Origin of the sequence: Streptomyces achromogenes (assembly GCF_030816715.1) — a bacterium.
GTDB lineage: Bacteria > Actinomycetota > Actinomycetes > Streptomycetales > Streptomycetaceae > Streptomyces > Streptomyces achromogenes_A.
Genome location: NZ_JAUSYH010000001.1, coordinates 6662944 through 6679115 on the forward strand (window position 1 = coordinate 6662944; position 16172 = coordinate 6679115).

General features: G+C 70.8%; 12 protein-coding genes and 1 pseudogene. 5 read left to right on the plus strand and 8 right to left on the minus strand.

Annotated features, from left to right (window positions below):
* Positions 1 to 231 precede the first annotated feature (231 nt).
* The 4 genes and pseudogenes from QF032_RS29775 to QF032_RS29790 form a co-directional block, all read right to left on the minus strand.
* A pseudogene (locus QF032_RS29775) lies at positions 232 to 2365 on the minus strand (3-hydroxyacyl-CoA dehydrogenase NAD-binding domain-containing protein).
* Positions 2362 to 3582, minus strand: coding sequence for a thiolase family protein (locus QF032_RS29780; RefSeq protein WP_306948643.1), 1221 nt, complete (start codon positions 3580 to 3582; stop codon positions 2362 to 2364). The pseudogene QF032_RS29775 and the gene QF032_RS29780 overlap by 4 nt, the downstream one beginning before the upstream one ends.
* 157 nt (positions 3583 to 3739) lie before the next feature.
* The gene (locus QF032_RS29785) at positions 3740 to 4777 is read right to left on the minus strand and encodes a LacI family DNA-binding transcriptional regulator (protein ID WP_307046718.1); all 1038 of its coding nucleotides are present in this window, start codon (positions 4775 to 4777) and stop codon (positions 3740 to 3742) included.
* A complete protein-coding gene (locus tag QF032_RS29790) occupies positions 4774 to 7218 on the minus strand; it encodes a glycoside hydrolase family 2 protein (protein ID WP_307058167.1) in 2445 nt (814 codons plus the stop codon). Before QF032_RS29790 ends, QF032_RS29785 begins: the two co-directional genes overlap by 4 nt.
* A gap of 170 nt (positions 7219 to 7388) precedes the next feature.
* Here QF032_RS29790 and QF032_RS29795 point away from each other — a divergent pair, with 170 nt between their 5' ends.
* From QF032_RS29795 to QF032_RS29805, 3 genes are read left to right on the plus strand one after another with little or no spacing between them, the layout of a single operon-like run.
* Positions 7389 to 8711, plus strand: a complete 1323-nt coding sequence (locus tag QF032_RS29795; RefSeq protein ID WP_307058169.1) for an ABC transporter substrate-binding protein — start codon at positions 7389 to 7391, stop codon at positions 8709 to 8711.
* On the plus strand, positions 8708 to 9682 hold the full coding sequence (locus QF032_RS29800) for a carbohydrate ABC transporter permease (RefSeq protein WP_307058171.1): 975 nt from the start codon (positions 8708 to 8710) through the stop codon (positions 9680 to 9682). The genes QF032_RS29795 and QF032_RS29800 overlap by 4 nt, the downstream gene beginning before the upstream one ends.
* On the plus strand, positions 9679 to 10509 hold the full coding sequence (locus QF032_RS29805; RefSeq protein ID WP_307046722.1) for a carbohydrate ABC transporter permease: 831 nt from the start codon (positions 9679 to 9681) through the stop codon (positions 10507 to 10509). Before QF032_RS29800 ends, QF032_RS29805 begins: the two co-directional genes overlap by 4 nt.
* An 87-nt stretch (positions 10510 to 10596) precedes the next feature.
* Here the strand turns inward: QF032_RS29805 and QF032_RS29810 are convergent, their stop codons facing one another.
* The 3 genes from QF032_RS29810 to QF032_RS29820 all read right to left on the minus strand — a co-directional run bounded on the left by QF032_RS29810 (position 10597) and on the right by QF032_RS29820 (position 13629).
* The gene (locus tag QF032_RS29810; protein WP_307046724.1) at positions 10597 to 11883 is read right to left on the minus strand and encodes an HRDC domain-containing protein; all 1287 of its coding nucleotides are present in this window, start codon (positions 11881 to 11883) and stop codon (positions 10597 to 10599) included.
* A gap of 215 nt (positions 11884 to 12098) precedes the next feature.
* On the minus strand, positions 12099 to 12758 hold the full coding sequence (locus QF032_RS29815) for a helix-turn-helix transcriptional regulator (RefSeq protein WP_107446175.1): 660 nt from the start codon (positions 12756 to 12758) through the stop codon (positions 12099 to 12101).
* A 244-nt stretch (positions 12759 to 13002) separates the two neighbouring features.
* The gene (locus tag QF032_RS29820; RefSeq protein ID WP_373430395.1) at positions 13003 to 13629 is read right to left on the minus strand and encodes a DUF3000 domain-containing protein; all 627 of its coding nucleotides are present in this window, start codon (positions 13627 to 13629) and stop codon (positions 13003 to 13005) included.
* Between the two features lie 227 nt (positions 13630 to 13856).
* Between QF032_RS29820 and hemE the strand changes: the two genes are divergently transcribed.
* Entirely contained in the window at positions 13857 to 14924 is a 1068-nt protein-coding gene (hemE, locus tag QF032_RS29825; RefSeq protein WP_306948620.1) for a uroporphyrinogen decarboxylase, read from the plus strand.
* A gap of 1 nt (position 14925) precedes the next feature.
* Here hemE and QF032_RS29830 read toward each other — a convergent pair whose 3' ends face one another.
* Positions 14926 to 15738: a rhomboid family intramembrane serine protease gene (locus QF032_RS29830; RefSeq protein WP_307046728.1), complete on the minus strand. Its 813-nt coding sequence runs from the start codon at positions 15736 to 15738 to the stop codon at positions 14926 to 14928.
* 124 nt (positions 15739 to 15862) lie between these two features.
* Between QF032_RS29830 and QF032_RS29835 the strand changes: the two genes are divergently transcribed.
* On the plus strand, positions 15863 to 16132 hold the full coding sequence (locus QF032_RS29835; RefSeq protein ID WP_306948616.1) for a hypothetical protein: 270 nt from the start codon (positions 15863 to 15865) through the stop codon (positions 16130 to 16132).
* Positions 16133 to 16172: the final 40 nt, after the last annotated feature.

Below are 16172 nucleotides of genomic sequence, written 5' to 3' on the forward strand. Positions count from 1 at the left end.
CCTCGCCGAGCCGAGCCGGGCTTCGCGCTCGGCCCCAGCCGGTGCGGGCAAGAGATCGCGGCCAGACCGTCGGCCGTCGGCCGTCCAGGGATACAGCCGGACGACAGAGGGCCTCCGCCATGAGCGGAGGCCCTCTTCACTTCGCCCTGCCCCCGGAGACCGGGGACGGGTGGCAAGCCGTTACGACTGTTGCTGCCGTAGCAACTCTTACCGCACCTCTTACGGCAACCGTTACGCCGGCACCGAGGCGACACCCGGCGCCAGGAACTTCTTGCCGTTCACCCGCTCGGAGACGCCCTCGCGGTCCAGGTACGGCGTGATGCCGCCCAGGTGGAAGGGCCAGCCGGCACCGGTGATGAGGCACAGGTCGACGTCCTGGGCCTCGGCGACGACGCCCTCGTCGAGCATGAGCCCGATCTCCTGCGCCACCGCGTCCAGGACGCGCGCCCGCACCTGCTCCTCGGTCAGGACGCTGTCGCCCTGCTGCAGGAGCGCTGAGACCTCGGGGTCCAGCTCCGGCTTGCCGCTGTCGTAGACGTAGAAGCCGCGCTTGCCCGCCTTGACGACGGCCGCGAGGTTCGGCGAGACCGTGAAACGGTCCGGGAACGCACGGTTCAGCGTTTCCGAGACGTGCAGACCGATCGCGGGGCCGACCAGCTCGAGCAGCACCAGCGGGGACATCGGCAGGCCGAGCGGTTCCACCGCCTTCTCCGCGACCTCGACGGGGGTGCCCTCGTCGATGACGTTCTGCACCTCGCCCATGAAACGGGTCAGAATGCGGTTCACGACGAACGCCGGGGCGTCCTTCACCAGAACCGCCGTCTTCTTCAGCTTCTTGGCGACGGCGAAGGCCGTGGCCAGCGAGGCGTCGTCGGTCTGTTCGCCGCGCACGATCTCCAGCAGCGGCAGGATCGCGACGGGGTTGAAGAAGTGGAAGCCCACGACCCGCTCGGGGTGCTTCAGCTTCGACGCCATCTCGGAGACCGACAGCGAGGAGGTGTTGGTGGCGAAGATCGCGTGCGCCGGGGCGACCGCCTCGACCTCCGCGAACACCTGCTGCTTGACGCCGATCTCCTCGAACACGGCCTCGATGACGAAGTCCGCGTCGGAGAAGCCCTCGGCCTTGTCCAGGACGCCGGACACCAGTGCCTTCAGGCGGTTGGCCTTGTCCTGGTTGATGCGGCCCTTGCCGAGCAGCTTGTCGATCTCGGCGTGCACGTAGCCCACGCCCTTGTCGACGCGTTCCTGGTCGATGTCGGTCAGCACGACCGGCACCTCGAGGCGGCGCAGGAACAGCAGCGCGAGCTGCGAGGCCATCAGACCCGCGCCCACCACGCCGACCTTGGTGACCGGACGGGCCAGGGACTTGTCCGGGGCGCCGGCCGGGCGCTTGCCGCGCTTCTGCACCAGGTTGAACGCGTAGATGCCGGAGCGCAGTTCACCGCCCATGATCAGGTCGGCGAGCGCGACGTCCTCGGCGTCGTAGCCCTGCTGGAGGTCGCCGTTCTTGGCGGCGGCGATGATGTCCAGCGCGCGGTAGGCGGCCGGGGCAGCGCCGTGCACCTTGCTGTCGGCGACGAACCGTCCGCGTGCGACGGCCTGGTCCCAGGCCTCGCCGCGGTCGATCACCGGGCGGTCGACGACGATCTCGCCCTTGAGGACGGACGCCGTCCAGATCAGCGACTGCTCCAGGAAGTCGGCGCCCTCGAACAGGGCGTCGGCGATGCCCAGTTCGTAGACCTGCACGCCCTTGAGCTGCTTGTTCTGGTTGAGCGAGTTCTCGATGATCACCGAGACGGCCTTGTCCGCGCCGATCAGGTTCGGCAGCAGCGTGCAACCGCCCCAGCCGGGGACCAGACCGAGGAAGACCTCGGGCAGCGAGAAGGCCGGCAGCGCCGCGGACACCGTGCGGTACCGGCAGTGCAGGCCGACCTCGACGCCGCCGCCCATCGCCGCGCCGTTGTAGTACGCGAACGTCGGGACCGCGAGACCCGCGAGGCGCTTGAAGACCTCGTGGCCGGCCCTTGCCGATGGCGAGCGCGTCCTTGTGGTCCTTCAGGAGCTCGACGCCCTTGAGGTCCGCGCCGACGGCGAAGATGAACGGCTTGCCGGTGACGCCGGCGCCGACGATCTCCCCGGCCGCGGCCTCCTTCTCGACCTGGTCGATCGCCAGGTCGAGGTTGGCCAGCGACTGCGGGCCGAAGGTGGTCGGCTTGGTGTGGTCGAAACCGTTGTCGAGCGTGATCAGGGCGAAGCGCCCCGCGCCGAACGGCAGGTCGAGGTGGCGTACGTGCGCCTGGGTGACGACCTCGTCCGGGAACAGCTCGGCCGCGCCCTTCAGAAGCTCAGCGGTGGTGGTGCTCACTTGTCGCCTCCGTCGAAGTGCGGGTTCTCCCAGATGACCGTCGCGCCCATGCCGAAGCCGACGCACATCGTGGTCAGGCCGTAGCGGACGCCCGGCTGCTCCTCGAACTGGCGGGCCAGCTGCGTCATCAGACGGACGCCGGAGGAGGCCAGCGGGTGACCGAAGGCGATCGCGCCGCCGTACTGGTTGACGCGCTCGTCGTCGTCCGCGATGCCGTAGTGGTCGAGGAAGGCCAGCACCTGGACGGCGAAGGCCTCGTTGATCTCGAACAGACCGATGTCGGAGATGGACAGCCCCGCCTGCGCGAGGGCCTTCTCCGTGGCCGGGATCGGACCGTAGCCCATGACCTCCGGCTCGACGCCCGCGAAGGAGTACGCGACCAGACGCATCTTGACCGGCAGGTCGTTCTCGCGCGCGAAGTCCTCGGAAGCGATCAGGGAAGCGGTTGCGCCGTCGTTGAGACCGGCCGCGTTTCCGGCGGTGACCCGGCCGTGCACACGGAACGGGGTCTTGAGACCGGAAAGGTTCTCCAGCGTCGTCCCCGGGCGCATCGGCTCGTCGGCGGTGACCAGGCCCCAGCCCGTCTCACCGGCCTCCGGGTTGGTGCGGCGCACCGAGACCGGCACCAGGTCGGCCTGGATCTTGCCGTTGGCGTAGGCCTTGGCGGCCTTCTCCTGCGAGCGCACGGCGTACTCGTCGGCGCGCTGCTTGGTGATCTGCGGGTAGCGGTCGTGCAGGTTCTCCGCGGTCATGCCCATGAACAGGGCGGACTCGTCGACCAGCTTCTCGCTGACGAACCGCGGGTTCGGGTCCACGCCCTCGCCCATCGGGTGGCGGCCCATGTGCTCGACGCCGCCCGCGATGGCGACGTCGTACGCGCCGAAGGCGACCGAGCCGGCGACCGACGTGACGGCCGTCAGGGCGCCCGCGCACATGCGGTCGATGGAGTAGCCGGGGACCGAGGTAGGCAGACCCGCCAGGATGCCCGCGGTGCGGCCGATGGTCAGGCCCTGGTCGCCGATCTGCGTGGTCGCGGCGATGGCGACCTCGTCGATCTTCGCGGGGTCCAGGCCGGGGTTGCGGCGCAGCAGCTCCCGGATCGCCTTGACGACGAGGTCGTCGGCGCGGGTCTCGTGGTAGATGCCCTTCGGGCCCGCCTTGCCGAACGGGGTACGGACGCCGTCTACGAAGACGACGTCCCTGACGGTACGAGGCACGATGGCTCTCCTCCAGGGTGCGGGATGGCACTGCTGCGACACGCACGCGCTGAGCACGCGCTCAGGGCCCATGCTACTTGTGGGTAACGTAGCTGCACACCCCTGCCGGGAGGAGCGGCGAACGTCACACCCGGCAAGTCTGCGCGATCACCCCGGTTCAGGCCCGCGGCGGGGCCGTCGACCCCCTCGGCGTCAGCACCGGCGTCGGCACCGGGTGCGACCCCGGCCCCGACCCCGTGAGCACCCCGAACAGCGTCCGCGCGGCCTCCGCGCCGAACCCGTGGACGTCATGGCTCATCGCGGAGAGCGTCGGATGGGTGAGCCGGCACAGCTGCGAGTCGTCCCAGGCGAGCAGGGAGACGTCACCCGGCACGGCGAGCCCCATCTCGGCCGCCACCGCCAGCCCGGCCACCGCCATGATGTCGTTGTCGTAAACGATTGCGGTAGGGCGGTCCGACGGGGCGGCGGTCAGCATCGACCGGGTGGCCCGCGCCCCCGCCTCCCCGGAGTAGTCCGTGGCGACCTGCCGGGCGCCGGCCAGCCCGAGACGGCGCGCCGTCGCGTCGAACGCGGCCGTCCGCATCACCGTGTGCCCGAGCGAGGCCGCGCCCCCCACCCGCGCGATCCGCCGGTGCCCGAGCGCCGCGAGATAGCGCACCGCCTCCGTCACGGCCGTCGCGTCGTCGGTCCACACCGAGGTCAGGCCCCCGGTCAGCGACGGATGCCCGACGGCGACCGCCGGCATCCCGAGCCGCTCGACCGCCGCCGGCCGGGGATCGTCCGCCCGGAAGTCCACCAGGATCGACCCGCCGATCTGCCGGCCCCGCCACCACGACTCCTGGAGCCCCGCCTCCTCCTCGACGCTGCGCACCAGCCGCAGCAGCAGCGAGCAGGAATGCTCCGTCAGCACGCTCTCCACCCCGGACACGAAGTCCATGTAGAACGGCTCGAGCCCCAGCATCCGGGCCGGCCGGCAGATCGCGAGTCCCACCACGTCCACCCGCGAACTCGACAGCGACCGGGCCGTCATGTTCGGCTCCCAGCCCAGCTCCCGCGCCGCGGTGAAGATCCGGTCGCGGGTCGCCTCCGACAGCCCCGGCTTGCGGTTGAAGGCGAGGGACACCGCGCCCTTGGACACCCCCGCGCGCGCGGCGACGTCCTTGATGGTGACGCGGGGGACGGGGGACGCCGTCATCGAGCGGGCTCCTGGCAGTACAGCGCGGCCCGGGCGGCGGCGGCGTCCGGAGTCTCCCAGCCCGTGACCCCGATCGTCACCTGCTCCCCGGGCAGCAACGTCACCAGCCCCCGGTCGGCCCGCGCTCCCGGGTCCAGCCGGTCGGCCTGGAGCAGCAGGTCCCGCACGAGGGTGTGCGCCGTGACGGTGACCGCCCCCGCGGTCACGTCCACCCTGAACTCGGGCCGCGGAAGGGCGATGTCACGGTCGGCGACCGGGAAGTGCACGGCCCGCAGCCCGCCCCCGCCCCCGTCCTCGCCCCCGCCCCCGTCCTCGCCATCGCTCCAGGACGCGTCCGGGGCCGGGAGTCCACCCCCGTCGGCGACCAGGAACTCCTTCGCCCCGGCCGGCTCCAGCTCCGCCGGCACCGGCAGCACCCCCACCGACCGGGCGCCGACGGCCAGTTCCAGCGTCGCCGTGCCGACCACGTCGCCCTCCACGGTCAGCCGCCGCAACGTCAACGGGCCCGTCCACGGGTCGGCCGACTGGTTGACGGCGGCCGCCACCAGCCGCCCGTCCCGCACCTGCAACGTGAGCAACCGGTCCGCGTACAGCCGCCGCAGCTCGTGATAGAGCGGCTTCTCCCGCCCGTCCCCGTCGATCGCCGCCCAGGACGTCACCGGCCAGCAGTCGTTGAGCTGCCAGACGATCGTGCCCGCGCACACCGGCCAGTGTGACCGCCAGTGCTCGATCCCGGTCGCCACCGCCCGCGCCTGGTTGACCTGCGTGAGGTAGTGCCAGCGGTCGAAGTCGCCCTGCGGGGAGGGGAAATGGCGGGCGAGTCCGCGCTCCAGCTTGCCGTTGCCGTCCTCCGCCTTCTGGTGGTGCAGCATGCCGGGGGAGTCCGCCGCCAGCTCCTCGCCCGGCAGCGCCCTTCGCAGCGTGGCGTGGGCCGGCGGCGCCTGCCAGCCGAACTCGGCCACGAACCGCGGCACTTCACCGCGGTACTCGGCGTAGTCCTGCCGGTTCCACACCTCCCACGAGTGGTGCGTGCCGTGCGCCGGATCGTTCGGATGACGCTCCCACGACCCCGACCACGGGCTCCCCGCCGTGTACGGCCGTGTCGGATCCAGCTCGCCGACGACTCTCGGGAGCATCCCCAGGTAGTAGCCCTCACCCCAGGAGTCCCCACCGAGGCGCTCCTCCCACCCCCAGTCCCGGAAACCCCACAGATTCTCGTTGTTGCCGTTCCACAGCACGAGCGAGGGATGCGGCATCAGCCGTACGACGTTCTCGCGGGCCTCCGCCTCCACCTCGCCCCGCAACGGCTGCTCCTCGGGGTAGGCCGCACACGCGAACGGGAAGTCCTGCCAGACCAGCAGCCCCAGCTCGTCGCAGACGTCGTAGAAGTCCTCGCTCTCGTAGATGCCGCCGCCCCACACCCGTACCAGGTCGACCCCCGCGTCGGCCGCCTGCCGCAACCGTTTCCGGTAACGCTCCCGGGTCACCCGGGAGGGAAACACGTCGTCCGGGATCCAGTTCACCCCCCGCGCGAACAGCCGCTCCCCGTTGACCACGAGGGTGAACCCGCTCCCGTGCGCGTCGGCGGAGGTGTCCAGCCCGACGCTGCGAAAGCCGACGCGCCGCCGCCATACGTCGAGCGGCGCATTTCCGTGATGCAGCGTCAACTCCACCTCGTACAGGACCTGTTCACCGTAACCCCGGGGCCACCACAGGTCGGCGTCCGGTACCTCCACCCGCACGACGCCGTGCGTGCCCGTCACCTCGGCGCGCGCCCGCCGTCCCCCCACCCGGGCCTCCAGCACGAGCCCCGCCTCCACCCGGGTCCGCTCCACGTCCACCCGCAACTCGACGACTCCTACGCCCCCCTCCACCGTCACCAGCGGGCGCACCCGGGCGAGCCGCGCCGTCGACCAGCGCTCCATCCGCACCGGCCGCCAGATCCCGGCCGTCACCAGCGTGGGCCCCCAGTCCCAGCCGAACGAGCAGGCCATCTTGCGCAGGTACTGGTACGGCTCCGGATAGGCGCCGGGCCGGTCGCCGAGCTTCCCGCGCACGGCCTCCGCCTCGGCGTAGGCGGAGACGAAACGGACGGTCAGCGGACCGCTGAGCCCCGTCACGTCGAAGCGGTACGCGCGGTGCATGTTGCGCACCCGGCCGAGGAGCTGACCGTTCAGGGTGATCTCGGCGACCGTGTCGAGCCCCTCGAAGACCAGGTCGCTCTGCTCGTGCCCGGACCGCACGGCCGGCAACCGCGTCTCGTACGTCCACTCCCGCCGCCCCACCCACGCGACCTCGGTCTCGGCCCGCCCCAGGAACGGGTCGGGGATCACCCCTGCGGCGAGCAGATCGGTGTGCACACAGCCCGGCACCACGGCCGGCAGTGTCCCGCCCTCATGCCGCAACTGCCATCCGTCGTCGAGTGGTGAGGCCTCCAGCATGGCGCACTCCTAAACCGGTCAAGCTCGCAATTGAGCGCGGTTTCGTCGTCGTTGGCGGGAATCGGACTTTACCGGTTGAGAAAGCGCTGTCAGAGTGCCGAATCAGCCAACCCGCTCGTCCCTCGCCCCACCGCACGTGCTCATCCGTCCCACGAACGGAAGTGATGCACATGAACCGCCGCACCATCCACGTCCTCGCCACGACCGCCGCGGCCGCCCTGCTGCTGCCCGGGTGCACGGGCACCGGGGGAAGCACGAAGGGCGCGGACGCCAAGGCGCCCGACGACCCGGCCAAGGTCAGCGGATCCATCACGGTCCTCACCGTGCGGACCGACCTCGTGCAGGACGGCACGATGAAGAGGTACGCCGCCGAGTTCAACAAGACCTATCCCAAGGTCAAGGTGGAGTTCCAGGCCCTCACCAACTACGAGGCCGAAATCAAGATCCGCATGAACACGGACGACTACGGCGACGTCCTGCTGATCCCCGCGGTCATCAAGAAGAACGACTACCCGAAGTTCTTCGCCTCGCTCGGCACCGTCGCCGAGCGCGGCAAGAAATACCGTTTCACCGACTTCACCACCGTCGACGGCAAGGTCTACGGCCAGAGCCCGGTCGGCGTGATGCCCGGCTTCGTCTACAACAAGCGGATCTGGAAGGAGGCCGGGGTCACCGCCTGGCCCACCACCCCGGCCGCGTTCCTCACCGCCCTCAAAGCGATCAAGGCGAAGACCGACGCGGTGCCGTACTACACCAACTTCGCCGCGCAGTGGCCCCTCACCTCCTGGACCTACGTCGACGGCGCGGTGCACTGCGACCCGCAGGCGACCACGAAACTGGCCGAGGGCGACCCGTGGGCGCAGGGCTCCGACCTGCGCGTCGGCGACACACTCCTGTACGACATCGTCAAGCAGGGCCTCGCCGAGAAGGACCCGACCACCAGCAACTGGGAGGAGTCCAAACCGCGCACGGCCAAGGGCGAGATCGCCACGCAGTGGCTCGGCACCTGGGCGATCATCCAGTTCCAGGACGCCGCGAAGAAGGCCGGTGTGAACCCGGACGACATCGGTTTCATGCCGTTTCCCGCGCAGACGGGCGGGGCGTACTGCGCGACCGTCGGCCCCGACTACAACCAGGCAGTCAACGTGCACTCGAAGCACAAGGAGGCCGCCCGCGCCTGGATCGACTGGTTCACCGACAAGTCCGGCTACGACAAGGACAACCTGGCCATCTCCCCGCTCAAGGACGCGGCCATGCCCACGGTGCTGAAGCCCTACGAGGAGGCGGGCGTCAAACTCATCGAGCTCGACGACTCCGCGGGCGCGAGGGTCAAGCTGATCGACGACCGGTCCGAGGTCGGCATCTTCAAGCCCGAGTACCGCCAGGACCTGGTCGACCTCGCGCGCGGCGCGAAGAAGGGCAGCCTGGACGACTTCCTCTCCGGGCTCGGCAAGAAGTGGACCGAGACACAGGCGAGCGTGGGCGACCGATGACGCACGCGGGCACCCACACCCCGGCGCGGGACACCGGGAAGGCCGGCATCAGGACCGTGGCGCCGGCCCCGGGGCGCGCCGACCCGCCACCGGCGCCGCGCCGGGCGCGCACCTGGCGGCTGCTGACCCCCTGGCTGTTCCTGCTCGCCCCGCTCACCCTGCTGATCACCTTCACCTACGCGCCGATCGCCAACATGGTCGCCTACAGCTTCACCGACTGGGACGGCGTGAGTCCCGAACTGCACTACACGGGCGCCGAGAACTACGCGGAGATCTTCACCCGGGAGGACCTCTTCCAGGTGTTCTGGGTGAGCGGTTACTACCTGGCCGCCTCGGTGATCCAGATCGTCGCCGCGCTGTACTTCGCGACCATCCTGAGTTTCAGCATCCGTTTCCGGAACTTCTTCAAGGGCGTGCTCTTCTTTCCGTCCCTGGTGAACGGCGTGGCCATCGGATTCGTCTTCCTCTACTTCTTCCAGGACGGCGGGACCCTCGACACGGTGCTGGGCCTCTTCGGTCACCACAGCGACCGCGCCTGGCTGGGCACGCCCGCGTCGGCGAACGTCTCGCTCGCCGGCGTCTCGATCTGGCGCTACCTCGGCATGAACTTCGTGCTGTTCCTCGGCGCGATCCAGTCCGTACCCGGGGAGCTGTACGAGGCGGCCGAGCTGGACGGCGCGGGCCGGTGGCACCAGTTCCGCTATGTCATCCTGCCCGGCATCAAACCGGTGCTGACCCTGACGGTGATCCTCTCCGTCTCCGGCTCCCTGTCGGCCTTCGAGATCCCGTACATCATGACCGGCGGGGCGACCGGCACCGAGACCTTCGTGATCCAGACGGTGAAGCTGGCCTTCCAGTTCAACAAGACGGGGCTCGCCTCGGCGGCGGCCGTGGTGCTGTTGCTGATCATCCTGCTGGTCACCTGGGTGCAGCGACGCCTCGTCCCCGACGACAGGGTGGACCTCGTATGACGCGCCGAGCCGTTGCCCGCACCCTGGTGTACCTGTCGCTGATCGGCGCGACGCTGGTGGTGCTGCTCCCGTTGGGCGTCGTCGTCCTGACGTCCCTGAAGACCGAGAACGAGACGGCGTCCGGCAGCGGAGCGCTCACCCTCCCGGACGACCCGCTCAACTTCGACAACTACGTGACGGCGTTCCGGGACGGCGGGATGCTCACGGCGTTCGGCAACACCGCCTTCATTCTGCTGGTCTCCGTCGGTGGAACCGTTCTGATCGGTTCGATGACGGCGTATGCGATCGACCGTTTCACCTTCCGTCTCCGGAAACTGGTGATCGCCCTGTTCCTGGTCGCCGCGCTGGTCCCCGGGGTGACCACCCAGGTGGCCACTTTCCAGATCGTCCACAGCCTGGGCATGTTCGACACCCGCTGGGCGCCGATCGCGCTCTACATGGGCACGGACATCGTCTCGATCTACATCTTCCTGCAGTTCGTGCGATCGATCCCGATCTCCCTGGACGAGGCGGCCCGCCTCGACGGAGCCAACGCGTTCACGATCTACCGCAAGATCATCTTTCCGTTGCTGAAACCGGCGATCGCGACGGTCGTGATCGTGAAGGGAATCGCCGTCTACAACGACTTCTACATCCCTTTCCTCTATATGCCGTCACAAGATCTTGGCGTGATCTCGACGTCGTTGTTCCGCTTCAAGGGCCCCTACGCCGCCCACTGGGAAACGATCTCGGCAGGAGCGGTGCTCGTCATCCTGCCGACCCTGATCGTCTTCCTCGCCCTCCAGAAATACATCTACAACGGTTTCATGAGAGGAGCGACGAGGTGACCCGCCCACGGCGGCGGAAGGGGCCGCAGGAGGGGCGGCTGGACTGGCCGCCGTGCGGCCGCCGTGACGCGTACGACGCCGCCGCGGTCACTCGCCCTTGTCCGCCAGCGCCGCGGCCAGCACCGGGGCGACCTGCTCCACCTGCCAGGGACGCGCCCCGTATCCGGCAAGCGCCGTCGTCACCGCTTCCGGGTCGGCGGCCGGGGGCTCCCAGCAGACCCGCCGCACCGCGTCCGGCGCGATCAGGTTCTCCTGCGGCATGTTCAGTTCCTCGGCCAGCGCCGAGACCGCCGACCGCGCCGCACTGAGCCGCGCGGCGGCCGCGGGATCCTTGTCGGCCCAGGCGCGCGGCGGCGGCGGCCCCGTCACCGGCTGTCCCGGCTGGGGGAGCTGCGACTCGCTCAGCGCCTTCGCCCTGTCGACCGCCGCCTGCCACTGCTCGAGCTGCCGCCGTCCCATCCGGTGCCCGAATCCGGTCAGCGCGGCCAGCGCGTGGGCGTTCGCCGGGAGGGAGAGCGCGGCCTCCACGATGGCCGCGTCGGACAGCACCTTGCCCGGCGACACGTCACGCCGGCGGGCGATCCGGTCCCGTGCCTCCCACAGCTCCCGCACGACGCCCAGCTGTCGCCGCCGGCGCACCTTGTGCATGCCGGACGTACGCCGCCAGGGGTCCTTGCGGGGTTCGGGCGGCGGGGCGGAGGCGATCGCGTGGAACTCCTGGTGGGCCCAGTCGAGCTTGCCCTGCCGGTCCAGCTCCTTCTCCAGCGCGTCGCGCAGGTCGACCAGCAGCTCCACGTCGAGGGCCGCGTAGCGCAGCCAGGGCTCGGGCAGCGGCCGGGTCGACCAGTCCACCGCGGAGTGACCCTTCTCCAGGACGTAGCCCAGTACGCCCTCCACCATCGCGCCGAGGCCGACCCGCGGGAACCCGGCGAGCCGTCCGGCCAGCTCGGTGTCGAACAGCCGCGTCGGCACCATGCCTATCTCCCGCAGGCACGGCAGGTCCTGGGTGGCCGCGTGCAGCACCCATTCCGCGTCCGACAGCGCCGCGCCGAGCGCGGAGAGGTCGGGACAGGCCACCGGGTCGATCAAGGCGCTGCCGGCGCCCTCGCGGCGCAGCTGCACCAGATAGGCGCGCTGTCCGTAGCGGTAGCCGGAGGCGCGTTCGGCGTCGACGGCGACCGGGCCGGAGCCCGCGGCGAAGGCGGCGACGGCCGCGGCGAGGGAGGCCTCGTCGGCGATCACGGGAGGGATGCCCTCGCGCGGCTCGAGCAGAGGTGTCGGCGCCCCGGAAGCAGTGGATCCGCCTTCGTCCGGAGGGGCGCCTCCGGTGGTTCGCAGTGAACTGGCTGCTGCGGTTTCTTGGGCGTCGGTCACCTGTCAAGGGTATCCGTGTATCGACGCCGTCCGCCGACGGAACGTTCCGTCGGCGGACGGCGCAGGGGCGTAAACCGGTCAGGCGGAGGAACGGCGGGGAGACGACGTGAGGGGCCGGTGGGGACGGGGTGACGCTCCTGGGGGTCCTGGGGGTCCTGGGGGTCCTGGGGGTCCCGGGGGAGTCCGGGACGCCGGGGTGGGGGCCGGGCGGGGGTTCAGTGGATGATGCCGGTCCGCAGGGCCACCGCGACCATGCCGGCGCGGTCGCCCGTGCCGAGCTTGCGGGCGATGCGGGCGAGGTGGCTCTTGACGGTCAGCGCGGACAGGCCCATGGAGACGCCGATGGCCTTGTTCGACTGACCCTCCGCGACCAGCCGCAGCACCTCGACCTCACGGCCGGAGAGCTCGCGGTAGCCGCCCGGGTGGCTCGGGGCACCCGGGGGGCGACGGTGCAGACGGGCGGCCGAGCCCATGGGGGCGGCGCCGGGACGGCCGGGCAGGCCGAGGTTGGTGCGGGTGCCGGTGACCACGTAGCCCTTGACGCCGCCGGCGAGGGCGTTGCGCACCGCGCCGATGTCGTCGGCGGCGGAGAGGGCGAGCCCGTTGGGCCAGCCCGCGGCGCGGGTCTCCGACAGCAGGGTGAGGCCGGAGCCGTCGGGCAGGTGGACGTCGGCGACGCAGATGTCGCGGGGGTTGCCGATGCGGGGACGAGCCTCCGCGACGGACGAGGCCTCGATGACGTCGCGCACACCGAGCGCCCACAGATGACGGGTGACGGTGGAGCGGACGCGCGGGTCGGCCACGACCACCATGGCGGTGGGCTTGTTCGGGCGGTAGGCGACCAGGCTTGCGGGCTGCTCGAGGAGAACGGACACCAGGCCTCCTGGATGGGGGACGGGAGCCGGTTCGTGGGGGGCTCGTGGGGAGGAAGCCGGGACGAACCGTGCTTTCAAGGTCACAGTCGTCTTCGGCAGCGAACCCGGGGTCCTTTAGAAAATGATCACGATCTAGTGAGTAACAATCTGTGCAATTCGGACACGCGATCGATCATCCGAAGATCGAGTCGGTTTAAGTGGGTGTCAGACGGGATCGAAAATGGCCGTATCGACAAAGAGATGGTCAACGTGAGTTTGGCCCCCGGCGCTGCGGCAGGGTCACCACGGACGCGTCGCCGGGTCCGGCCGGCGGCAGCCCCGCCACCTGTGCCAGCAGGTCGCACCAGGACGACAGGTGCGCCCCGGTGTCCGGGACCCCGCCCAGGCCCTCGCGAGGCGTCCAGGACGCTCGGATCTCGATCTGCGAGGCCGCCGGACGCTCCGCCAGCCCCCCGAAGTAGTGCGAACTCGCGCGCGTGACGGTCCCGCTCGGCTCCCCGTACGTCAGCCCGCGCGCCTGGAGCGCGCCGGTCAGCCACGACCAGCACACCTCGGGCAGCAGCGGGTCGGCGGCCATCTCCGGCTCCAGCTCCGCCCGCACCAGGGTCACCAGGCGGAACGTTCCGCGCCAGGCGTCGTGCCCGGCCGGATCGTGCAGCAGCACCAGCCGGCCGTCGGCGAGGTCCTGCTCGCCGTCCACGACCGTCGCCTCCAGCGCGTGCGCGAACGGGGCGAGCCGCTTCGGGGCCGGCGTCGCCTCGACCTCGATCTGCGGCCGCAGCCGGGCGGCTCTCAGCCCGTCGACGGCGGACCGGAACGGCAACGGAGCCGACCTGCCCCCGTCCCGGTCCCCCTCGTTCGCGTCATCCATCCCGCCAGCGTCGTCCGACAGTCGTCCCTGAGCCGCAGCCATGCGGGGAAGATTAAGGGGAACGGGGGCTTCGCGCAGGGCAAGACACCCGCGCGGGGCCTGCGGACGGGTGCGCGCTGGGCGAACAGGCGCACGGACCGCGCACGGCCGGGAGACGCACCGCACGCGGCGAGGGGGCGGAGAGGGGGCGGCCGCAGGGCCTCCGGCGCCGTGCGAGACTTGCCGTCGTGAGTGCGAACGAGAGCCCGGCGGGCCGGCAGCCGACAGCGACCTACGACAGCGCCTTCATGAAGGCGTGCAGGCGTGAGCCCGTGCCGCACACGCCCGTGTGGTTCATGCGGCAGGCCGGACGCTCGCTGCCGGAGTACCGCAAGGTCCGCGAGGGCGTCCCGATGCTCGAGTCCTGCATGCGGCCCGAGCTGGTCACGGAGATCACCCTCCAGCCCGTGCGCCGGCACGACGTGGACGCGGCGATCTACTTCAGCGACATCGTCGTCCCCCTCAAGGCCATCGGCATCGACCTCGACATCAAGCCCGGCGTCGGGCCGGTCGTCGAACGCCCGATCCGTACCCGCGCCGACCTCGCCCAGCTGCGCGACCTCGCCCCCGAGGACGTCTCCTACGTCACCGAGGCCATCGGACTGCTCACGGCCGAGCTCGGCGCCACCCCGCTGATCGGTTTCGCGGGCGCCCCTTTCACCCTCGCGAGCTACCTCGTCGAGGGCGGCCCGTCGCGCACGTACGAGAACGCCAAGGCGATGATGTACGGCGACCCCGAACTCTGGGCGGATCTGCTGGACCGCCTCGCCGAGATCACCGCCGCCTTCCTCAAGGTGCAGATCGAGGCGGGCGCGAGCGCCGTCCAGCTCTTCGACTCCTGGGCCGGCGCGCTCGCCCCGGAGGACTACCGCCGCTCCGTGCTGCCCGCCTCCGCGAAGGTGTTCCGCGCGGTCGAGGGCTACGGCGTCCCGCGCATCCACTTCGGCGTGGGCACCGGTGAGCTGCTGCGGCTCATGGGCGAGGCCGGCGCGGACGTCGTCGGTGTCGACTGGCGCGTCCCGCTCGACGAGGCCGCCCGCCGGGTCGGCCCCGGCAAGGCGCTCCAGGGCAACCTCGACCCGACGGTCCTGTTCGCCGGCGCCGAGGCCGTCGAGGTCAAGGCCCGCGAGGTCCTGGACGCGGCCGCCGGACTCGAGGGCCACGTCTTCAACCTCGGCCACGGCGTCATGCCCCACACCGACCCGGACGCGCTGACGCGTCTCGTCGAGTACGTCCACACGCGGACGGCCCACTGAGTCACCAGGTGTGCCGGGGACGCGCCCGCCTGCCGAACAGCAGGCCGCGCGGCTCCGGCGGCGCCGGCGTGCCGGGCTTGAGCGGCCAGGCGAGCAGCATGCCCGCGAGAAAGCCGACGACGTGTGCCGCGTACGCCACGGTCCCGGCGCCCGAGACGCCCTCGCCGGAGGAGTACACCGCCTGCAGCGCGAACCAGAAGCCCAGCACCAGCCAGGCCGGCAGACGCAGCGGCAGAAACACCAGGAACGGCACCAGCACCCACACCCGGGCCTTCGGATACAGCACCAGGTAGGCGCCCAGGACCCCCGCGATCGCGCCCGACGCGCCGATCAGCGGATCGGTGGAGTCGGAGTTGACCAGGGCGAAGCCGTACGAGGCGGCATAGCCGCACACGACGTAGAAGACCGCGAAGCGGACGTGCCCCATGCGGTCCTCGATGTTGTTGCCGAAAATCAGCAGAAACAGCATGTTGCCCAGCAGATGCAGCCAGCCGCCGTGCAGGAACATCGCCGTGAGCACGCTCAGCGCCGGCGACTTGGTGTAGTCCGGCGGGCCCAGCTGGCAGGATGCGCCCCGCACCTCGCCGGTGGGGACGAGCTGCGGAAACTGATGGTCGATCAACTCGCGCGGCACGGCCGCCCAGTGTTCGAGGAAGGCGTGCAGATGGCACGTCTGGGCCAGGCTGCTGTCGCCCGCCACGGAGCCGGACAGGCCCGGCATGTACAGGAACACGAGGACGTTCGCGGCGATCAGCGCGTACGTCACCACCGGGGTGCGGCGCACGGGGTTCACGTCATGCACGGGGATGACCACAAGGAAGTAGTGCCCCCGATCCGTTCGGCGAATCGGTGAACGCCGCTTCCCAGCAGTGCGTATGAACCGGCAACCGCTCGCGGCACGAGGAAGGCGGGTCGCGGGGACGACGTGAGGAACAGCGATGAACGACCACATTACCCCCGCGATGCACGCGACGCCCGACGGCGAGGCGGAGCTCTCGCTGGTGATCCGGCTGCCCTGGGAGGACGTGGCACGACTCGGCCAGGAGGCCGGGCGGCTCGCTTCACAGATGCAGCGTCCGGTGACGCTGGACGAGGCGGTCAGCAACCGGCTGCGGTCGCGGCCCGCGTCGGCCGCGCACGCGAAGCCGGCGGAGCAGCCCCCCGCCGCGGCGGTCTCCGCGCTGCCGCGCCTGACCGGAACGGCTTGAGGAGCGCCGGAACGGAACGGTTTCAGAAGCGTTTGAGCGG